14 protein-coding genes are annotated in these 20486 nt (G+C 53.3%); 8 read left to right on the top strand and 6 right to left on the bottom strand.

Annotated features, from left to right (window positions below):
- Window positions 1–94: 94 nt before the first annotated feature.
- Genes Q4606_RS10680 through Q4606_RS10670 form a run of 3 tightly spaced genes read right to left on the bottom strand, consistent with a single transcriptional unit; the run spans window position 95 to window position 6399 of the window.
- Complete coding sequence (locus tag Q4606_RS10680; protein WP_303607503.1) at window positions 95–2281, bottom strand: bifunctional diguanylate cyclase/phosphodiesterase; 2187 nt, start codon at window positions 2279–2281, stop codon at window positions 95–97.
- On the bottom strand, window positions 2256–3167 hold the full coding sequence (locus Q4606_RS10675; protein ID WP_303596982.1) for a diguanylate cyclase: 912 nt from the start codon (window positions 3165–3167) through the stop codon (window positions 2256–2258). Before Q4606_RS10675 ends, Q4606_RS10680 begins: the two co-directional genes overlap by 26 nt.
- Complete coding sequence (locus Q4606_RS10670; RefSeq protein ID WP_303607502.1) at window positions 3154–6399, bottom strand: CHASE domain-containing protein; 3246 nt, start codon at window positions 6397–6399, stop codon at window positions 3154–3156. The genes Q4606_RS10675 and Q4606_RS10670 overlap by 14 nt, the downstream gene beginning before the upstream one ends.
- Before the next feature lie 394 nt (window positions 6400–6793).
- Here Q4606_RS10670 and Q4606_RS10665 point away from each other — a divergent pair, with 394 nt between their 5' ends.
- Together Q4606_RS10665 and Q4606_RS10660 are read left to right on the top strand one after the other, a co-directional pair.
- Window positions 6794–7759, top strand: a complete 966-nt coding sequence (locus Q4606_RS10665; protein ID WP_303607501.1) for an arsenic resistance protein — start codon at window positions 6794–6796, stop codon at window positions 7757–7759.
- 158 nt (window positions 7760–7917) lie between these two features.
- Window positions 7918–8853 carry a ketopantoate reductase family protein gene (locus tag Q4606_RS10660; RefSeq protein WP_303607500.1) on the top strand — a complete coding sequence of 312 codons (936 nt, stop codon included), beginning with the start codon at window positions 7918–7920 and terminating at the stop codon, window positions 8851–8853.
- Window positions 8854–8903: 50 nt separating this feature from the next.
- On the opposite strand, the gene Q4606_RS10655 is transcribed toward Q4606_RS10660, so the two are convergent.
- Complete coding sequence (locus tag Q4606_RS10655; RefSeq protein WP_303607499.1) at window positions 8904–10367, bottom strand: fibronectin type III domain-containing protein; 1464 nt, start codon at window positions 10365–10367, stop codon at window positions 8904–8906.
- 369 nt (window positions 10368–10736) lie between these two features.
- Between Q4606_RS10655 and Q4606_RS10650 the strand changes: the two genes are divergently transcribed.
- The 6 genes from Q4606_RS10650 (at window position 10737) to Q4606_RS10625 (ending at window position 18839) form a co-directional block, all read left to right on the top strand.
- Window positions 10737–11783 carry a spermidine/putrescine ABC transporter substrate-binding protein gene (locus tag Q4606_RS10650; protein WP_303596987.1) on the top strand — a complete coding sequence of 349 codons (1047 nt, stop codon included), beginning with the start codon at window positions 10737–10739 and terminating at the stop codon, window positions 11781–11783.
- A 32-nt stretch (window positions 11784–11815) separates the two neighbouring features.
- On the top strand, window positions 11816–12883 hold the full coding sequence (locus Q4606_RS10645) for a spermidine/putrescine ABC transporter substrate-binding protein (protein ID WP_303607498.1): 1068 nt from the start codon (window positions 11816–11818) through the stop codon (window positions 12881–12883).
- Window positions 12884–12897: 14 nt separating this feature from the next.
- Window positions 12898–15381, top strand: a complete 2484-nt coding sequence (locus Q4606_RS10640) for an EAL domain-containing protein (RefSeq protein ID WP_303607497.1) — start codon at window positions 12898–12900, stop codon at window positions 15379–15381.
- A gap of 123 nt (window positions 15382–15504) precedes the next feature.
- Window positions 15505–17256: an aminotransferase class III-fold pyridoxal phosphate-dependent enzyme gene (locus Q4606_RS10635; protein ID WP_303607496.1), complete on the top strand. Its 1752-nt coding sequence runs from the start codon at window positions 15505–15507 to the stop codon at window positions 17254–17256.
- 21 nt (window positions 17257–17277) lie between these two features.
- Window positions 17278–18159 carry an archaetidylserine decarboxylase gene (gene asd, locus Q4606_RS10630; RefSeq protein ID WP_303607495.1) on the top strand — a complete coding sequence of 294 codons (882 nt, stop codon included), beginning with the start codon at window positions 17278–17280 and terminating at the stop codon, window positions 18157–18159.
- A gap of 53 nt (window positions 18160–18212) precedes the next feature.
- Entirely contained in the window at window positions 18213–18839 is a 627-nt protein-coding gene (locus Q4606_RS10625) for a hypothetical protein (RefSeq protein WP_303607494.1), read from the top strand.
- Between the two features lie 49 nt (window positions 18840–18888).
- On the opposite strand, the gene Q4606_RS10620 is transcribed toward Q4606_RS10625, so the two are convergent.
- Window positions 18889–19152 (bottom strand): amphi-Trp domain-containing protein, encoded by a 264-nt coding sequence (locus Q4606_RS10620; protein WP_303596993.1) that lies wholly within the window; start codon window positions 19150–19152, stop codon window positions 18889–18891.
- Window positions 19153–20484: a metallophosphoesterase gene (locus tag Q4606_RS10615; protein WP_303607493.1), complete on the bottom strand. Its 1332-nt coding sequence runs from the start codon at window positions 20482–20484 to the stop codon at window positions 19153–19155.
- Window positions 20485–20486: the final 2 nt, after the last annotated feature.

Here is a 20486-nt window from a genome sequence, read left to right as displayed (position 1 = left end):
TTGGACATGCAGCTAGCCAGGCCGTGGGCTGGTTGGGCAGCAACGGGCAATGTTAACCGGTTGGTTCGATCGGGCTCTGCAGGCGCTCCTTTCGCTAGGGTGTGCGTGCAGAGTTCAGGACAACATCGATAGGTTGGGGAACGCCGAAATAATACCCCTGCAGGTATACGTGAGGATGCCGGGACGCCAGGAAGTTTGCGTGAGCCTCGGTTTCCACTCCTTCAGCAATGACCCGTACCCCCATGGTTTCGCCAATCCGCACAACCATTTCGACGATGTTGGCCGCCACGGTCTCATGGAGTGCTGAGAGCACAAAGCTACGGTCGATTTTGACCTCGGATATGGGCAAACGCTGTAATCGTGACAGTGAAGAGTAGCCGGTCCCAAAATCATCCAGTGAGAAAACACAGCCCAAGCTGCGAATAGCTCCCATCTTTTGCACCACCGTTTCCAGATTGTCAGCGGATACGCTTTCTGTCAGCTCCAGCGTGAGCAGCTCCGGGGGAAATCCGGAGATAGACAAAGCATTTCCCACAGCTTCCACAAAATCATCTTCCGCGAAGTGTTTTGCTGAAATATTGATGGCGCACCGCAAAGCCGGGTGGGTGCGGTGTAAGGCATTCATTTTCTCCAGCGTTTTACATAGCACCCAGCGTTCAATTTTTACAATTTGCCTGGAGTTTTCGGCGTGCGGAATGAATTCGCCCGGGCCAAGCAGGCCGCGTTCGGGATGATTCCATCGAATCAGGATTTCCAGCCCGCTCAGAACCCTCTCTGGCGAGAGTTGAGGCTGCGCGTAAAGTACAAACTGATCCTGCTCAAGTGCCTGGTTGATATCAGACTCAATCTGAAGCTGGTGCCTGATTTTTTCACTCATCGAGTCTTCGAAGATAGCGATTGGCCGCTTATCTGCTTTGGCGCTACGATGAGCAGTTTCAGCATTCTGAAGCGCAGAAGAGGGTGAGTCGGAGCTTTGAGTGGGGTACAAGGCTGCGCCGATGGTAACTTCCAGGCGAAGCTCGGGGCCTTCCTCGAAAATGATGGGTTCCGTCAGACAGTTCTGAATATGATTGTAGAGCGCGAGCACAACCCGGTAGGTGTCATCAATGCTCCATTGTTTGGGTGCGAGCACAATGCCGAATTCGTCACCGGAAAGCCGGGCGATAGAATCGTCCGATAGAACCGCATCGCGAAGACGCTTGGCGAACTCTCTGATGACCTTGTCACCGTACTTGAAGCCGCAGGTTTCATTGATGTAACGAAAATTATTGATATCAACAACCAGAACTGCGGTGGACACCTTGCCGTGGTTACAGAACTTCAGCACGGTTCCCAATTGGTTGAGGAAGAGAGCCCGGTTCGACAGGCCGGTAATCGGGTCGCGCCATGTCAGCTCTTCCAGCCGTTGTTCGGTTTCTTTCAGGCTGGAGATGTCGTTGAATACGGTAACATAATGGGTAATTTCGTTATTTTTGGAGCGGATAGTGCTGATTGTCCGGAGTTCAGGGTAGAGTTCTCCGGATTTTCGGCGGTTATAAATCTCGCCAGACCAATGGTCATGTTTATCCATGTAAGATCTGAGGCTCTCCAGGCTAAGCTGGGGATCCGGGGCGCTGTTCATCGTGGCGTAGCTGCGGTTGAGCACCTCTTTTCGGGCATATCCCGTGATGCGGGAAAACGCGACGTTGACGGCGACTATTTTGCAGTTTGCATCCAGCAGAACAATGCCTTCCGAGGTGGCCATGAAGACGCTCTCAAACAGGTTCCTCTCCGGCGCCCTCGAATTGTCGAGCTTTTCAAGCCGCCTTTTCAGGTCATGATTGAGCGTAATCATGTGGTCAAGCATGCCGCTCATTGAAATGTGTGTGCGGACCCTGGCTTTGACCGACGTCAGGCGGATCGGCTTGTGAATGTAATCGACCGCCCCGGCTTCAAACCCTTCTTCTTCCGATTCCGGGTCGCTCCGGGCGGTTACAAATATAACCGGAATGTGCTGCAAGTCATGACGTGCCTTCAGGTTGCGGCACATTTGCAAGCCATCCGTGCCCGGCATCATTATATCCAGCAGGATGAGGTGAGGCCTGTCTCCTTGCTTTAGTGTATCCATTGCCTCGACAACACTGGTTGCAATGACCAGGTCGTATTCCTGGCTCAGTGCGTCGGTAAGCGCACGAATGTTTGTGGGTTCATCATCCACAACCAGAATTTTTGGTTTGTTGCCCGATGCAGTAAATTCCCCAAGCTGTCCGGCAGATTCAAAGTATGGGTCTGACACAATCACGCCCCCCCTGCTCCTTGGCCTCATAAAGACTTCTGTCTGCCGCGGCGAGTAATTCGACAGCCGTTGATAACGATGACGGCTGGGTGGCGGAGCATCCTATGGATACGGTGACAGGTGGGGCTATTCCCGCAAAGCTCGGGCATTTGCTGAGTTCGGTCTGGAGGGCGCTGGCAAAGTTGTTTGCCGCCGTTATCGTGCTGCGCAGATCGGCCTCCGGAATCAGTGCAGCAAATTCGTCACCACCCAGGCGTGCAGCTACCTCTCCTGCTCTTGAAAAGCTCTTGCTCATTACACGGGAGAGCTGTTGAAGGCACAAGTCGCCCTGGGCATGTCCATGCTGATCGTTAATCTGCTTAAAATGGTCCAGATCGATCAGTATGAGGCCAACGGAGCTGTTCTGGCGGCGGGCACGCCGCCACTCCAGGTCAAGTTGCTGATCGAACAGGCGCCGATTACCTATGTTGGTTAATGGATCCGTTAATACAGCAGTTGCCAGCAGGTCAGTTTTACGTTTCAGGTCAATAAATGTGGAGACCTTGGCGCTCAGTATGGTTTTGTTAAAAGGCTTCAGAACATAGTCGGTTGCGCCATGGCGGAATGACTCTTCAATGTCCTTCGCTTGATCCGAACCCGAAATGCAGATTACGGGCAGGTACGCGTAAGATTCGGACGCTCTCAGCTCTTTCAGAAAGCTCAGTCCCGAACCGTCGGGCAGATACAGATCGAGAAGCACAACGTCAATATCGTCAGTTAACAGGCTCCTGGCTTCTGACATGTTCTGGCTAATAACCAGCTCACAAGCATCACCCAATATGCCAGCCAGGCTGGCAATGCATACAGGCTCATCTTCTATGATCAGCACAGTTGGTGTTTTATTCGAGTTCATCAGATGACCTGCCCTGGATTTCGATGTTGATCTTGGCGAGTAGGTCAATTGCCTGTCCAAACTTGTAGGTTTCAAGCGCCCCGCGCAGTTCGAGTGAAAGGCCGGCCAGGTCATTCTCGTTCAAATAGGCCAGCACCTGATCGATATCCGTGTCCGCCGCAATGCGGTTGCTGCCCAGGCGTTGGTTCATGCGCTCGATAATCTGATCAATGGGTTCGCTTCTGGCACTATCTGATATCGCCGGATGATCGGTTGCGAGGGCGGTTTCCCGAAGTTGGCGAACGTGCTCCGTAAGCGTTGTCAAAAGCGCTTCGGGGCCAGCAGAGGGCTCCCCCGAATCACTACCATTTTCGACACGCTCTGCCAGACGTTGCAATTCGGTGTTGGCGATGTTGGCCGCAGCACCTCTGATTCTATGAGCTACAGCTTTCGTCATGGCGGCGTCTTCGGTACGCATGCAGCGTTCGATATCCGCCGTCATCTCTTTGGAGCTGGCGAGGAAACTGCGCAGGCACCGGTTGAACAGCTCCGGGTTGGCCCCGAACATGTCCTGATAAACGGGCCGGGAAATGAACCCGGGTAACCCGTCGTGGCCCGGCGGCTTTACAGTGTGCGCTGGGAGGTGCGCCGAAGCGGCAAGCGCGTGTTCCTGGAAGAACGACTGCAGAAGCCGCTGAATATCTCCGGGAAGTACTGGCTTGGTCAGATAGTCGTTCATGCCGGCTTCGTAAGCCGTGCTGCGGTCATGTTCGGATATTGAGGCCGAGAGGGCTGCAATCACAGGCTGCGTGAGGCTTTGATGGCTGCGGATTTGTCTGACAATATCCTGCCCGGTCTCACCGTCGAGGTGTAGGTCCATGAGGACAAGGTCAAACGACTGTGTTTCAAGTTGCTGCATCGCCTGAACTCCATTGTGGACGGACACAGAATCCACACCGAAAGAGTTTAGGTAGCTCGCGACGATTTCGCAATTGAGTTGCACGTCGTCAACAATCAGTGCATTCAGGTTATGGAACAAGGGCCGCGGGCCAGAGTTTACCGTGTGCTCCGCCAACTGCTTCGGAGCCAGGTGTTCAAAAAGCTTGGAGGGGGTTAGTGGCTCGAATGCCACTTTCCCGCCGGCATTCTGGTATTCAATCAGCCAGTCGCTCTGGAAACCCGCGGGAACGATAATCAGTAGTCTGGCCAGCTGATATTGTTCGTCTGCGGATAACAATTCCAGAGTAAACGCTTTGACGGCAGAGACTTCGATATTCTCCATATCGATAATAGCCATTGAGGGTGTGGCACTCTCTGCGGTGGGTGCGTCCGATAATATCGACTTGATCTGTTTTAATGTGGTTGTCGGTATCAGCTCCAGCGACCAGTGCTCGCGGTAGGCTTTCAGTAGTGCGAGGTTGTGGTTCAGGCCGTAGTGATGCACCTGGATAGGGCTGGATATATGGCGGGTGCCAATGCTTGGTTCGTTTTCAGCTATTTCAACTGGCACTACGAGGGTGAATTTTGAACCTTTGTTTTCAGCACTTTCAACTGTCAGGGTTGCGTCCATCAAATGCGCAAGATGGCTGCTGATCGCGAGGCCAAGGCCTGAGCCGCCAAACTCGCGGCTAGTCGATTCGTCAGCCTGGCGAAAATTCTCAAAAACCCGCTGCTGATCCTCCTCTCTGATGCCAATGCCCGTATCCTTCACGGTGACCTTTAATAACCCGCGGGTTTCAGTGATATTGCTGAAGCCAACGCTTACGCTGACACTGCCCTGATGGGTAAACTTGATCGCGTTGCCGACGAGGTTGCTACAAATCTGGGAGATTCTCAGCAGGTCGCCTGTCACACACTTGGGTGTAGACGGCGCAATATTAACGCGTAGCTTCAGTCCTTTTTCTTCGGCAACTATGGCAAACAACTCAACACTACGCTGGATAAGTGCTTCGATTCCAAACGGCTGAAAATTAAGCTCTATGTGGTCGGCTTCGATCCGGGACAAATCCAGGATGTCATTCAGCAGCTGGAGTAGCACCTCAGATGCATTAAACGCCTTGCCTACCAGTCGTCTCGAGTAATCATTGAGCTGTGCGTCTTTGAGCAGCACAAGCATGCCGATAATGGCGTTCATCGGGGTCCGAATTTCGTGGCTCATGTTGGCCAGGAAGGCCGCTTTTACCTTAACGGCCGATTCAGCTTCCTGCTTCTGCATGTTCAGCTCGGCTGTTTTTTCAATGACTTCTTGTTCGGCCCGGCGTTTGGCGTTCGATAGCAACAGGAAGGCCGCGAGTATCAGCCCGTTGATTATCAAGCCACTGACAAGAATGACAATCGGTTGTTTGCTGACGGTGTACTTTTCGAAAAGCTGTGTTGTCTGAGCATCGAATGTCCATTCCCGGCCATAGATCTCCAGCGAGTATGAGGTTTCAAACAAGGGGGAGCTGTCGTAGTTCTCCTCCTCCGTTTCGCTGAATTCGCTATAGAGCTGCTGCTCACCATCGGTGATGCGGACGTGGACCAGTCTGTTGGTATTCGCCAGGGTGCCTTCCATGAGCCGTGCCACGATAAACGGTGCGTATACGAGACCCAGAAAGTCAGTTTCTTCGTTCAGCTCCTGCCCTGCGTCCGGTGTATGATAAAACGGGTGGAAAAACAGAAAGCCCGGGGTCTTCTCGTCGTCCTGTACCAGAGCGATAGGACCGGTAATCTGAGTCTCTCCCGTGCGCATGGCTTTTAGCGCCGCGGTATAGCGGTTAGCTTCATGGGCCATATCCAGGCCAATCGCAGCTTCGTTACCGGCCAGGGGCTCGAGATAGGTAATAGGCCAGAAATCCGACCCTGTATGAGGCGGATGGACGCGATAATCCGGACGTTCTTTCCGTTGTTCCGCGAGATAGGATTCGAGCCCGTTTTCGGGGACTCTGCTGATGACACCGATGCCGGCGACTCCAGGCAGGCGATCCTGCACAGCCAGGGCCTCTGCGAAACGACGCCACTGCTCCAGCGTAACCTTCTCATCGTTTACCCGAATGGTGCTCACGCCGGAAATCAATGCAAACTCGTACTTTTGCATCCGGTCCAACAGCAGCCCGTTGAGCTGCTGGATCCGTCGTTCAAACTGATCTTCGGCCCTGGCGTCGGCGATCTGTGCAGATACTTGCCAGGCTACGATCGTCAGCAGCAAGGAAAGGCCGACAACTACCCAGTGCAGCTTTGTCAGTTCGGCCACAGCACCCCGGATTTTTGTCATATGCAATCATTGCCTCAGTAATGGGTAGGCCAAGACTTTTCAGGTTAGTCGAGAAAACGAAAAAGTGCTAGTACGACAGTAGGTTACCTTAGTCTAAGGTGGTTCTGATTTGCCGCTATACAGCCGGGCGCCCGGGAGCTGTTTTGCTTGGTGACTTTGTCACTGTTTCACGCTCCTGGCGGGAGTAATCTCCTGAAGAATCGCTTATAACCTGTCGCTCAGTGAGGCGGTCATGAAACAGGTGCATTTCCAGGAAACGTACCCAATCACTGTCTTTGATATCAATAAGTCCGAGACACGGTTTGCTTCTGCAGAGCAGATGGCGGACGTGTTCTGTTTTGGGCAGTCGCTTCGCAACCAATAGCGATTTTTGCCGGGAAGAGGAAGAAGGTTTATGTGGCCATTACTTTTCTGGATGCAGAAACATCTGGTCTGGAGTATTCCGCTTGCCATGATTGCGGGCTTTGTAGCGGGCCAGCTTGCGGAGCCCGGTCCACTACGCTGGGCAATACTTCCGCTGACCTTCCTGATGGTCTATCCAATGATGGTAACCATGAACCTGCGTCAACTGCTGCAGCCGGGGGGCGGCAAATTGATGTGGGTAACCCAGTTACTCAACTTTATTCTGATACCTGCGCTTGGTTATGGCGCCGGCCTGCTTTTTTTCCCGGATGAGCCGTTTGCACGATTAGCGCTCCTGTTAACGTCGCTGCTTCCAACATCCGGCATGACCATCTCCTGGACAGGCTTTGCAAAAGGCAACGTGCCAGCTGCGGTGCGGATGACGGTGATAGGCCTGATTGCGGGGTCCCTGCTTGCTCCACTTTATCTTAAAGGACTGCTGGGCGCGGTGATCGAGATTCCGGTTTCCCAGGTGTTCATGCAGATCGCGCTTATCGTGTTTCTGCCGTTGGTGCTGGGCTATTTAACTCAGCGGGCGCTTATATCAAAGCACGGTCAGGAGAGCTTTCAGAAGAATATAAAGCCGAAGTTTCCCCCGTTTTCGACCCTTGGTGTGCTGGGCGTGGTGTTTGTTTCCATGGCGCTGAAATCGCAGGATATTCTGAACAATCCTGAATCACTGCTCGCCTATCTGGTGCCCCTGGTACTTATTTATGCACTGAACTTTGTTATCAGCACTTTAACCGGCAAGGCGCTGTTCCCCAGGGGCGATGCGGTCGCGCTGGTGTATGGCACGGTCATGCGGAATCTTTCGATAGCCCTGGCTATTGCCATGGGCGTTTTTGGTACAGAGGGCGCTGATGCCGCCCTGCTGATTGCTTTGGCTTACATTGTTCAGGTACAGGCGGCAGCATGGTACGTCAAATTCACTGATCGCCTTTTTGGCGCACCGGGCTAGGCGATCTGTTTATTGATTACCAACAGGATGTCGAGTCAGGTCGGGTCGGGTACCATGGCTGCACTCCCCCAACAATTTCACGGCGAAGCTATAGTCCACTGTGTGGGTCCCGGTGAGATCTCCGGCTGTGACGAAGTATGACAAGGAACCGAGAGGCCATGAGCGACTTACCTAGCATTCTGATTGTCGGCGCAGGCGCTATAGGCAGTTTCTATGGTGCGATTCTGAAGAAGGCCGGTTGCTCTGTGAGTACGGTACTGCGCTCCGACTATAAAGCAGTCAGTGCTCAGGGCGTTCGCATTACCAGCCCGCTAGGAGACCTGTCCTACGAGCCAGATCACATATATCGGGACGGCGATTTGCCTGAGGAATCACCGGACTTTCTTATCCTGTGCGTAAAGGTTTTACCAGGCGTGGATCGGGTGGCGTTGGTCGCGCCCTGGATGGGCGCGAAAACCCGCCTTGTGTTGATTGAAAATGGCCTGGATATCGAGAAAGAACTGGCCGATGCCTACCCGGACAGGCCTCTTATAAGCTGTCTTGCTTTTATTGCCGTCAGTCGGACAGAGTCCGGTGTGGTTGAACATACAGCTTACGGCAAACTGGTGATGGGCTGTTACCCGCAAGGCACTGATGAGAGCTCCCGGATTTTGTCGCAACTGTTTATTGCTGGCGGTATCAAGGTCGATCTGACTGAGCGTGTTGTGGCTGAACGCTGGCGTAAGTGCCTCTGGAATACACCGTTTAACCCCTTGTCTGTTATTGCTAACGGTGCAGATACCCAAACCATTCTGGACACTGAAGGCGGTGAAGAGCTGATCCGGGCCATGATGCATGAGGTAGTCGCCGTGGCTGCGGCCGAAGGCTATCCTATGGATGAGGCGTTAATCGATAAGAACATTAACAGCACTAGGAAAATGCCTGCTTACACGAACAGTATGGCTCTTGATTACCTGAACGGTCGCCCGATTGAGCGAGAGGCCGTATTAGGTAATGTGGTGGCCTTGGCGAGGGATCATGGCATTGCGGTGCCTCACCTGAATACCGTGTTGGTGACACTGAAGATGCGTGCAGCCCTGGAGGGGCGGGAATAGTATCAAGGCAGTGTTAGTCAATGTTCGGAGGTCACTGCGATCCCCCGGGTTTACCGGGAAATCGTTTTGCTCACAGTCGTGGACCAATCGCTCTCAAGGCCGTTTGTGTCAATGGTTTTGATGGCAAAGTACCAGGTGCCCTCGGTAAGCCCGGCGACTTCGTATTCCATTGCCTGTCCATCTTCCACAGTTACTTCATTAGATCTTTCTTCGATGTCCTGTTCGGTGCCGTATCGAACGACGTACTGTTCAATCTCGCCCATAGCCAGGGACTCACCGTTCACCCGGGTTGAAGGGGCATTCCAGCTCATTTTCGCGGAGCCAATCAGCGGTTCGGGATCTGGTACGGGCTCTGGAGTGGGTGCAGGTTCTGGCTCTGGGCTCGGCTCGGGCATTGGCTGAGTCGGGGCATCAGGCGTTGGTTCAGGCTGGGGTGTGGGTTCTGGCTCCGGTTTAGGCTGCGGCGCAGGTTCGGGGGTCGGCTCGGGTTGAGGTGCCGGTTCTGGAGCGGGCTCTGGTTGGGGCGAAGTGATGTGGCCGGTCGACCCCAGTGTCTCCTCCAGGCTCGCGATTGCGTCAGCAAGAACATTGTCCCGGACACCTGCATCTGCCAGTTGCGACTGCAAATATTCAGCCTGAAGCATGCCTGCCAGCGCCAACAGTTCAACGCTCAGCTCGAGATCATCTCCGGCGCTAAGCGGTAAGTCTCCACTTGCATCGGCGCTCTCCCTGGCGGTTTCAAGCACATCACCCAGCGTGCGCCAGCGGTCACCGTCGACGAGGCTAAGAAACGCGATATTCAGCAACGCGGTCTTCAGGTCCGACGCTTGAACGCTTCCTAAATCAGATGCTGCGAGATCTACAGGCCTTCTGGACAGAGCGCCATCGTCAAGCCCGAAGCGCTCTTCCTGGTCGCTGAGCAGTTCGATAAATAGATTCAAGCCGCCATCGGAAAATTTGAGGAATTTTTCGAATGCCAGAGTTGCCAGTGGGGTCAAAGCCACAGCTCTACTGCTATCGGAAGGATCCACAAGCGACTTCAAAACCAGATTGTTGCCCGGCCAGAACCACTCGCCAAAGCCGACGGTGACGCCGGATGGCGTGTTGCATGCGGGTTGTGCGTCACAGCGCATGCGAGTTTGGGTATCTGACTGCAATATGACTTTCAGCGACCGTGCTGAATAGTCTTCAGGTACTGAAATTCGGAATCCGCCGTTCTGGTTGGTTCTGACGGTTTCCCCTATCTGCTCCCAACCGCTGTCCACGACGTCAGCCTCGTGGCGCCAGATCGATACCAGCCCGCCTTCAATGGCGCCCTTGACGGCATAGCCTTCTACCCAGAGCTTTTGGTTCTCGCTTTCTCCAGAGGAAGCGCCGTTGTCAGGAGTACTCACCGATACGTCGGGAGTCTCAGCTTTTGAAGTTGATGAATCACCCCCGCCGCAGGCTGAAAGAAGAGAGCTTAGCGCTATGGCGAAGAAACCGAGCCGTGTGCGTGTTTGGAAGGTATTCATTGCAACTCCAGAGAAAGTGGACGATGCAATGCTAGCGCTCAGAGGTGTTAAATGGTGTTAATTTTGACGCCGTTTGGTTACTTGTTGCGTCAATTTACCGTCATATGCTGGTAGAGGGCGTGCGAGTAGCTGCTCTGTAATTTTTGCTGATGAACAACAACAGTTGTGCAACTGCTATTTATCAAGGCGGTAACGGTTTGAGTAGAGATTGTAACCAACCCTGTACGGTTGATGGGAATAGCATTAACGTTAACCCTGGGCACTGTCAGAATTGACTGAAAGCTCGACTTGTTCGCCGATTAATTGAGAATGGCTGCTCTTTGGCATGGAGTTAGCTATGTGTTTTCTCCCGTAACTGATGGAAAAACTATGCGTTCGGGCAGCATTATATTGGTTGCGGTTTTATTGCTCGTAACATCAGGGTTTGCGCCAGCGGCAAAATCAAAAGAGCTGGTGTTCCTCAATTGGCCGAATTATATGGATCCGGGCATTCTCGCTGAGTTTGAACGGCGCACTGGTATTTCAGTAAGGCAAAGTTATTTTGACTCAGATACTGCCCGCGGCGAGTTACTCCTTGAGTCGGAAGGGAAGGGCTACGATGTAGCGCTCATCAACGGTGCTTCTATCCGTATTCTGGCCAAGCGCGGTTGGCTTGAGCGCATTGATGAATCGAGCATCCCTAATCTGAAACACATAGATCCACGTTGGCGTTCCGCGTTTGTGCAGGCTGAAGACTTTGGCGTGCCTTATTTCTGGGGCACGCTCGGTATTGTTTACCGCAAGGATCTTGTGCCCTTTAAGGTTTCAAGCTGGATGGACCTGTTGCGCCCGGCTGAGGAGCTGCATGGCAAAGTCAGCATGATTGGTGACGGTGCGGATATGATCGGCGCTGCTTTAAAGGCGCTCAGATATTCGCTCAACAGCATCGACGAGAAGGAGTTGAAAGAGGCCGAGGCGTTGTTGCAAGCGCAGGCTCCCGCGGTCAAGACCTATCGATATCTTTCCCTGGACGAGGATTCGGCACTGCTGTCCGGCCAGATTGTCATGAGCATGATGTACAACGGTGATACCCGAATGCTGCAGCAGCATAGTGATGATATTGCGTTTGTATTGCCCAAAGAAGGTGGCAATATCTGGACGGATTACTTGAGCATACTCAGTGCCTCCTCCCGCAAAACCGAGGCAAAGCTCTTCATCAATTTCCTCAATGAGCCAGAGATAGCCGCGCGGCTGGCGCGTTATGTCTACTATGCCACCCCTAACCGAGCCGCTGAAGCATTGCTGCCGGCGGAATTCAAGAGCGACCCCATTATTTATCCGACTGGCGAAGCGCTAGAGAATTCTGAAGCCTATCGGCGTTTGCCTCCTCGGGTGCAAAAAAATCGAGCTGCAATTTTCTCGCGTATTGTTTATTAGTCATCGCTCCCTTAATGGGTGGGCCTGTAACTATGACCAACCACAAAGTCTTTTCAGGCAAGTTCAGGAACCCCTGGATTGCGCTCATCCTGATTGTGCTCAGTTTGCCACTGCAAGCAGCCGAGCCAAGGGAGTTGGCACTCCTCAGTTGGCAGGGATACATGGATCCGGAGATTGTTGAGGAGTTCAGGCAGCGCACAGGCATTTCAGTGAAACAAACCTATTTCGAATCGGATGCTGCCCGGGATGAAGTGCTCCTGGAGACAGGCGGGCGAGGCTACGATATAGCGCTGATCAACGGCGCTTCGATCCGGATTTTGGCAAAACGTGGGTGGCTTGAGCCGATTAATGAAACGGACATCCCCAATTTGAAGCATGTGGACCCGCATTGGCGCGCCCTTCACGACAAAGCGGAGAAGTATAGCGTGCCCTATTTCTGGGGTACCCTGGGGATTGCTTACCGCAAGGATCTGGTGCCTTTTGCTGTTTCAAGCTGGATGGATCTGTTGCGGCCGGAAAAAGAAATACAGGGCCGGGTGGCGATGATCAGTGATGCAAGGGACCTTATCACTGTTGCCTTGAAGGCTCTGGGTTATTCCATTAACAGTACTGATGCAAAGGAACTTGCGGCAGCCGAAGCACTACTACAGGCGCAGGCCCCGGCCGTCAAAACCTACAAGTACGTGTCCAGGGGCAAAAACTCTGCTCTGGTGAACGGCCAGGTTGTCATGAGTATGATATACAATGGCGGTGCCCTGGAGGTTCAGGAATATCATGATGAGATTGCGTTTGTCCTCCCGAAAGAGGGCAGCAGTATCTGGGTCGACTATCTGAGTGTGCTCAGCGCCTCTGCTAACAAGGCGGCCGCAAAACAGTTCATCAATTTTCTCAACGAGCCAGAGATTGCTGCGCAACTGGCGCAATTCGTCTATTTTGCTACGCCGAACCTGGCCGCTGAAGCCCTGTTGCCTGAGGATTTCAGAAACGACCCGGTTATTTATCCGAGTGAGGAAGCCCTGGAAAAGTCGGAAACCTATCGGCGTTTGCCTGCCCGGACTGAAAAACTCCGCGCGACCATATTTTCACGCCTCGTCGACTGAGACTGATTTACTCTATGCGTCTTCATGCCAAGGTTCTGTTAGTTGTTGTACCTTTAGCCGTGATCCCGCTGTTGATCCTGGGATGGTTGGCTTATGACCAACTGCGCTCAACGGCGATAGAGCGCAGCTCCAGCCAGATGACAACAATAATGGCCCAGGTGGTGCGTAGCTTTCAGGTGCATCAGGACGTTGCCAAAGCGAATGCCAAACTGTTCGCGGACGCCTCACTCATGCGCGCTTATGCGCTGACGGAAGACGAGGAAGAGCGATACGTACTCATGCTTCCTTCTCTTCTCAAGCTGTTTTCCAGTTACCTGCGTGCCTATCCCGACTACACCGAGATCCGGTTTTTGCTGCCGGATGGTTACGAAGACGCACGTGCGACCCTGGTGCCCCTGCCAAATGCGACGGAAGAAGAAGGTGATACACCTTTTTTCCAGGAGCTGAGTGGTTTCAAAGGTGAAACATATGTCCAGGTTACGCCTGTTCCTGATAGCCACTCAATGTCGCTGCAGGTCGCGCGCCCCATTCGATTGATTGATCTGACTACCCAGGATCCGCTAAATGGCACCCCAGCGCTACGCGGCTATCTGGTAGTGACTATGGGGCTCGGTTTTCTGCAGGACCAGGTGAGCGCCAGCCGGATTGGCGAAAACGGCCATACGCTTGTGGTCGACAAAACCGGCAGGATTGTTTTCCACCGGGATTCTTCCCGGCTGGGCCAGGAGTTGCCTTCACCCTTGTTGAATAAGATTTTCAGCATAGGAACCGGTGAGCAGCTTATACCTGCGTCTTTTCAAAACGAGGACATTTTGTTGGCGACCCGGCGCCTGAACGAAGACCTGCTGTTGATCGGGGTTTTGCCCGAGGAAGAATTGCTTGCAGAAAGCCAGCGCCTGGGGGATATCGTTGTCTGGATCATATGTAGCACCGTATTTCTGATGGTTGTTGCGCTGTTGATGGCCATGAACTTTCTCATGGTTCGACCATTGAGGCAGTTAATGGGTGCCATTCGTGAGATTAGCCACGGAAACCTGGCGCCAAAGATCGCTCTGTCCACCAAAGATGAATTTGGTTTGCTGGGGCTGAGTTTTCAGGAAATGGCCGGCAATCTTGAAAAATCACGCATCAAAATCGAGCGGCTGGCCTACCACGACAGCCTTACCGGTTTGCCTAATCGTTTTCGCGCCCATGAAAACTTGCGCCACATGATTGCTTTGGCCAGCAGAGAAAGCAGCAAAATGGCTGTTCTGTTTCTTGATCTGGATAACTTCAAGCGGGTTAACGACACCTTGGGACACCAGGTGGGTGATGAGCTTCTCAAAGAAATGGCAAACCGCCTTACCTCGGTATTGCGCGCTGAGGACGTTGTTCAGTTGGAACACTCAGAAAACACGGATGATATTCTCGCCCGCCTCGGCGGCGACGAGTTCATTATTCTGTTGCCCAGGGTCAAGGGTTCCCCGGATGCAGCCAAGGTAGCCTTGCGTATCCTCGAAATCATGACGGTGCCATTCCAGCTGGGTGAGAACGAGATCTATAGTGGAAGCAGTATTGGCATTTCTCTGTTTCCCGATGACGGAACAGACGTGGACGATCTGATAAAGCGTGCCGATGCCGCGATGTATCAGGCCAAGGAGCAAGGGCGTAACAATTTCCAGTTCTATTCGGCCTCATATAATCGTGCGGCGTTTGAGCATATCTCACTGGAAGGCAGGTTGAGACGCGCAATAGAGAACGACGAACTGGAGCTTTACTATCAACCGCTGATACAGGCCCGAACCGGTAAAATCGTCGGGCTGGAGGCGCTTCTGCGTTGGAACGACCCGCTGGAAGGGATTATTCCCCCGGACAAGTTTATCCCGATCGCCGAGGATAGCGGTCTGATTCTTCCGATTGGTGAGTGGGTTTTGCGGGAGGCCGGTTATCAGTTAAGCGTCTGGCAGGCTGCCGGTTTCACCGATGCTTGTGTTTCTGTCAATGTCTCCGCGATACAGCTTCAGCGCCAAAACCTTGGTGCGATTGTATCTAAGGTATTGAAAGATAATGGGCTCAAGCCCGCTCAGCTGGAGCTGGAAATCACCGAAACGGCTCTCATGAAAATCAAATCGGAGGTGATCAGCGACCTGGATGCAATGCGGCAAAAAGGAGTGACTATTTCACTGGATGATTTTGGTACCGGCTACTCCTCTTTGAGCCTTCTACAGGAATTGCCGATAGGAAAACTAAAAATCGATAAAAGTTTCGTGCGGGATATGCTGGTTGATCCCAAGGATGCCGCTCTGGTTTCAGCCGTGCTGTTTATAGCCAAAAGTCTCGGGCTTCGTTCAACCGCCGAGGGTGTTGAAACGCCAGAGCAGGCCGCGCATCTGGCTGGTGAAGGGTGTGATCAGCTTCAGGGATATTTGTTCTGCCGCCCATTGCCGGTCGCTGACATGACCAGGTTCTTGAAGTCCCGAAAGGCCATCGGTCTGCCTGTATCGGAGGGCTATAGGTAACAGTCGGCAGCACAGAAAACGCCGCCCGGCGTTTTCAGAGCGTGTCACAAAACGGTAGAGAAAGAGACACAGCGCCGTCACTTCAGACCGCTACTTTCGAGTAAAGTAGCGGGAACACGGTCTATGACTTCTGCCATCACTATTTACGCCCTGGCAACAACTATCAGCCTTTACCTGATTTACAGAATCCTGGTAAGACTACAGTTGTCGCGGGCGAAACATCCTTCTCTTCGGGGGCACAGCAACTGGTCTCGTCGTGTTGCCCGTCTGGTACCTTTCTTCAGTTACGATGAGGCTGGTTTTTTTGCCAGTGACGGCGCGCCCGCGCAGGTAATCCAGCAGCGTCGAAAGGCACTTCGGGATCTGCAAACTAGAGCAGAGCAGGAATCCCCTGAAACCCTGGCGCACTGTCGTAAAATCGAGAACAGCATTTCGGATGTGCGCTTTACCAGCCGCTATCGGGTGCCTTTTCCTTATAGCCAGCAACTGCCTGAGTGTTTCAGGTCAGGCTCAATGGCGGACGAAACCCGTGGTTCCCAGATCAAGGACCTCGACGGCAACTGGCGCTATGACTTGTCTGGCTCCTACGGCGTCAATGTGTTCGGCTACGACTTTTACAAGCAGTGTATGGCGGAGGGGATTGAACAAACCCGGGAGCTTGGGCCGGTTCTGGGCGCTTACCACCCGCTGATTACGGAAAATGTCGAGATGATTCGACAGATATCCGGGCTTGATGAAGTGTCTTTTCACATGTCCGGGACCGAAGCGGTCATGCAAGCCGTGCGCCTGGCTCGATACCACACCGGCAAGACCCACCTGGTTCGCTTTTGCGGTGCCTACCACGGTTGGTGGGACGGAGTTCAGCCAGGTATCGGCAACACGCGCAAAGCCCGGGATGTTTATACACTTGCCGATATGAGTGAGCAGACTCTGTACATACTGCGCACCCGCAATGACATCGCCTGTGTACTGATCAACCCCTTGCAGGCTTTCCACCCTAACAGTGATGCGCCTTCGGATACCTCCCTGGTTGCCAGCGACCGCAGCAATGGCTTTGATAAACAAGGTTACTCTGACTGGCTTGCCCAGGTGCGGGAGGTTTGCAGCCAGCGAGGCATTGTGTTGATTTTTGACGAGGTATTTACCGGCTTTCGGTTGGCCTATCGCGGTGCCCAGGAATTCTATGGCATACAGGCGGATCTGGTTACCTATGGCAAAACCCTGGGCGGAGGCCTGCCGATTGGTGTGGTAGCGGGCACCCATTCACTGATGCGGCGCTTTAAAGAAGATCAGCCTGTTAATGTCTCCTTTGCCCGCGGCACCTTCAATTCGCACCCCTATGTTATGGGTGCGATGAATGTGTTTCTTAAACGAATTCAAAAAGTGGATATTCAGCTGCAATATCAGGATTCCGAAAGTCTCTGGAATGGCCGTGTCACCAGACTTAACCAGCGCCTGGATACTGAAGCGCTGCCTCTGCGGATTACCAACATTCATTCCATATTGTCAGTGCTCTACACCAGGCCCAGCCGGTACAACTGGATGTTCCAGTTCTATTTGCGGCAGGCGGGGCTGGAACTCAGTTGGACCGGAACCGGCCGGCTGATTATGAGCTACAGCTTTACCGACGAGGATTTCGACGAGGTGATCGAGAGGTTCGTTTCCGCCGCTCATCAGATGCAAGCTGGCGGCTGGTGGTGGCAAAGCCCGACACTGACGAACAAAGCGATCAAGCGCCAGTTTCTGGTTGATATGCTTGTAGCGCGGTTTCCGTTTCTGGCCGGCCGGCTATTCGGGCCACTTGTAACGCGCCAGCACGCGCCTCAGTCCGGCCCCTTGTCGGAACAGAGAGATTGCTCCGGGAAGGCGGGTTGAGTGTGAAGATGTGGTGGTTAGATGAGTAAAACAACAGCCAGTCTGAGCGCCGGCGAAAAGCTGAACTTCCTGTTGACCAACCGCATTCCCCGGCGCTGGTTAACATTGTTCATGGGATGGTTCAGCCGGATCGAAAGCCCGATACTGGCGCGCATCTCCATCGCAGTCTGGCAGTGTTTTGCCGACGACCTCAGGTTGCAGGATGCCAGAACCCCGCGTTTCCGAAGTCTGATGGAGTGTTTTACGCGTCAGCTCAAACCCGGGCTTCGCCCCCTCGACATGCACCCGGGTGTTGTTTGCAGTCCTTGTGATGCCATCGTTGGGGCCTGCGGACGCATTGAAGGCAATCGTGTGTTTCAGGCCAAGGGTTTTCCCTACTCACTGGACGAACTGATACCGGATGCAGCGCAGGCAGCGCGTTATCGCAATGGTCAGTTTGTCACTCTGCGCCTCAAATCCAGTATGTATCATCGTTTCCATGCGCCGGTGGACTGCCATGTTTCACAGGTAGATTACGTTTCTGGCGACACCTGGAACGTTAACCCGATTGCTTTGAAACGGGTGGAAAAACTCTTCTGCAAAAACGAACGGGCCGTTCTCGAGCTACGCCTGGATGACCCCGGATACAGCCTGACGCTGGTGCCGGTTGCCGCCATTCTTGTAGCAAGTATGAAGTTTCATTTTCTGGCCGAGCCACTGGATCTGAAATACCGGGGAGCTAATCGGATTACCTGTGACGCGGAATTCGTCAAAGGGCAGGAGATGGGGTACTTCCAACACGGTTCGACAATCCTTGTCTTTGCTTCAGAGCAGTACCAGCGCATCGCCGGAATCGATGAAGGCCACTGCATAAAAGTTGGAGAAGCATTGCTTACAGGCCACCCATTGCCAGGCCGGGCGTGATTCCGGTCTATCCACAAAAACCGATACAGCTTTTGATACCTGAGGAAACCGATATGACCTTTCTTGAGGAATTACAAAAACAACGATGGGATGACCACCGTTACTACCATCACAACCGGATTAACCAGTCTCTGCACTTGCTGAGTGCCTGTTGTTTTGTGGTCAGCTATGGCTTGGTGTTTTTCCATCCGGCGGCTGCGGCCCTGATCGGTTGGTTGCTGGCGATGGTGCTGCGTCAGACCGGGCACTTCTTCTTCGAGCCCAAGACCTATGATGAGGTAAACCAGGCGAGCCACGACTACAAAGAAAGTGTGAAAGTCGGCTATAACCTGAGTCGAAAAGTCGTGCTGCTGTCGATCTGGGCTGCAACGCCTCTGGCGCTGTTGTTGAGCCCGGATTTGTTTGGTGTGCTTACTCCGGCAATGGATCTGGCTGGATTTATCAGTAACACCGCTTTGGTATGGCTGTTCATCGGTATAGGCGCGGTATTGTTCAGAACCCTGCACCTGTTCAGGCTGATGGGCCCCCAGTCGGGGCTGGTCTGGATGACCAAAATCCTTACGGACCCGTTTCACGATATTAAAATCTACCAGAAGGCGCCTCGCTACCTCCTCAAAGGTGAAATGTACGACAACATGGAAGACTGGTACGACGAGCTACCCATCGAAAACAACGTGTGAGTGCATGACGATATGAGAGCCACTGTACTGTGGCTCATGCTGTCGGCGATTATTTGATCTTGGGTGGCGTGTCCGAAATCTCTTTGGCTTTGGTTCGCCACTTAAGCCGTATTTCAACTTCCTGCTTGTCGCCTTCGTCGCTTGCGCGCACAGACACCTGAAGCAAGTTTTTAGGTGACAGAACCAGGTCGCCTTCGCTCTCCTGGAATTCCAGCTGCCCCTTCTTGATCGCTCGCCCCAGGGCTTCCAGCAGTTCCTTTGTAGACTGGCGATCCAGCAGTGAGTCGTGGCTGAACTTTGTTTTTGATTTCATCTATCGGGCTTCCTGGAGTCGTCCGTTGCGGCCGGGCTTGAACACTTTTGCACGAGGGTAGTCGCAGCTAATGCCGACAACGCCGCGCTTTTTGTCAATCAGGGTCGCCCCGGCGCCGAAACCGTCGAGCCCCTCTCGCTGCCTGGAATGAGCGTCAAGGGTAATATCGGCTTCTATGTGTATTAGCCCTTTTTTGAGCGTGATCCGCTGGCCAGCGCATTGGTTAATATGCCCCTGCACCAGTACAAAAATGCCTGCCTTTGTGGTTGCTTTGGTGCCCCGTTTGGTGAGGGGGAGGTCTGCATTCCGGTATTTCGTTCTGAAGGTATTGGCAAGAGGGCTGTAGTAAAAATTAAACAGGTTCTGACTGCTCAGATTTTTCTTGAATGCCCGGTTGGCATACTTGATCCCCCGCTTGGCGAGTAGCTGGGCCATGCGGTCATCCAGGCCTGCATGCAGGAAAAGAAACGAGCCGCGCTGTTTCACCAGACACATTTTTCTGAAAAACCAATTGAACTCGCCAGAGCGCTTCAGAAACAGGGAGCGACAAACCATTGCGGCGGCATAAACCTGTTGAAGTGTCAGGCCGGCTGCCGCGCAGTGTTGCTCGAACTTGTGGGTTTTGGTTTCCATCTTCGATGTTTCCCGGTCGATGCCCGCGGCGGTCAGAAACCCGGCGGCGTAGAAAGGGAAACTCTCAAACCAGTCTTCATCAGGGAATAATGCTCTGCGGCACTCATCCTCCGAGGGTACCCCTTTCTGCCATTTGGAATTTGCGAGGTATTGCTCAAAGACTTCTTTGAACAGAGGAACGACTTTTTTCCCCATCCGGACGAAGAAATGTTGGCTTCCGACGTCATTATCACGTTCTAGCGAAAGCAAGCCCATGAGTAATCGGAGGTCATGATTTCCTGCGAGAAGCGTGACATCTGCTTTGAGCCGGTAGAGGTGAGCGAGGCTTCGCAACAGTGCCAGGTTGCTTGGGCCCTTATCGAGACAGTCGCCGCCCACCACGATCTCTGCCGACTCACCAAACTTGGTCAGCACATATTCACAGTGGTGGTTGCCATGTCGTTTAATTACGCCAGCTGCGAGCAGTGAGGCTTCGAAAGCGTCGGCATCGGCGTGTGCATCAGAAATGAACACCACCGGTTTTTTCGGCCAGCGGAAGCTGTTTTTTTTGGAACGCTTCACGAAGGTGTTGAGAGCATTGGCATCATTGATGGAGGCCTTGTCTTCCGGCCAGGACTCCCAGTCAGACGGCAGGCGATTCAGGACATCGGTGTGATGCTTTTTGTCGCTTATTTTGGGAATGAACTTTGGGTTGGCCATGA

The organism is Marinobacter sp. 1_MG-2023 (genome assembly GCF_030549045.1).
Classification (GTDB): Bacteria; Pseudomonadota; Gammaproteobacteria; order Pseudomonadales; family Oleiphilaceae; genus Marinobacter.
This window is presented reverse-complemented; position numbering and strand designations above follow the sequence as displayed.

Coding starts and splice junctions, on each gene's coding strand:
- Q4606_RS10640 (WP_303607497.1), top strand. CDS start 12,898: ATGCGTCTTCATGCCAAGGTTCTGTTAGTTGTTGTACCTTTAGCCGTG.
- Q4606_RS10670 (WP_303607502.1), bottom strand. CDS start 6,399: ATGACAAAAATCCGGGGTGCTGTGGCCGAACTGACAAAGCTGCACTGG.
- Q4606_RS10615 (WP_303607493.1), bottom strand. CDS start 20,484: ATGGCCAACCCAAAGTTCATTCCCAAAATAAGCGACAAAAAGCATCAC.
- asd (WP_303607495.1), top strand. CDS start 17,278: ATGAGTAAAACAACAGCCAGTCTGAGCGCCGGCGAAAAGCTGAACTTC.
- Q4606_RS10620 (WP_303596993.1), bottom strand. CDS start 19,152: ATGAAATCAAAAACAAAGTTCAGCCACGACTCACTGCTGGATCGCCAG.
- Q4606_RS10635 (WP_303607496.1), top strand. CDS start 15,505: ATGACTTCTGCCATCACTATTTACGCCCTGGCAACAACTATCAGCCTT.
- Q4606_RS10645 (WP_303607498.1), top strand. CDS start 11,816: ATGACCAACCACAAAGTCTTTTCAGGCAAGTTCAGGAACCCCTGGATT.
- Q4606_RS10625 (WP_303607494.1), top strand. CDS start 18,213: ATGACCTTTCTTGAGGAATTACAAAAACAACGATGGGATGACCACCGT.
- Q4606_RS10675 (WP_303596982.1), bottom strand. CDS start 3,167: ATGAACTCGAATAAAACACCAACTGTGCTGATCATAGAAGATGAGCCT.
- Q4606_RS10665 (WP_303607501.1), top strand. CDS start 6,794: ATGTGGCCATTACTTTTCTGGATGCAGAAACATCTGGTCTGGAGTATT.
- Q4606_RS10660 (WP_303607500.1), top strand. CDS start 7,918: ATGAGCGACTTACCTAGCATTCTGATTGTCGGCGCAGGCGCTATAGGC.
- Q4606_RS10650 (WP_303596987.1), top strand. CDS start 10,737: ATGCGTTCGGGCAGCATTATATTGGTTGCGGTTTTATTGCTCGTAACA.
- Q4606_RS10655 (WP_303607499.1), bottom strand. CDS start 10,367: ATGAATACCTTCCAAACACGCACACGGCTCGGTTTCTTCGCCATAGCG.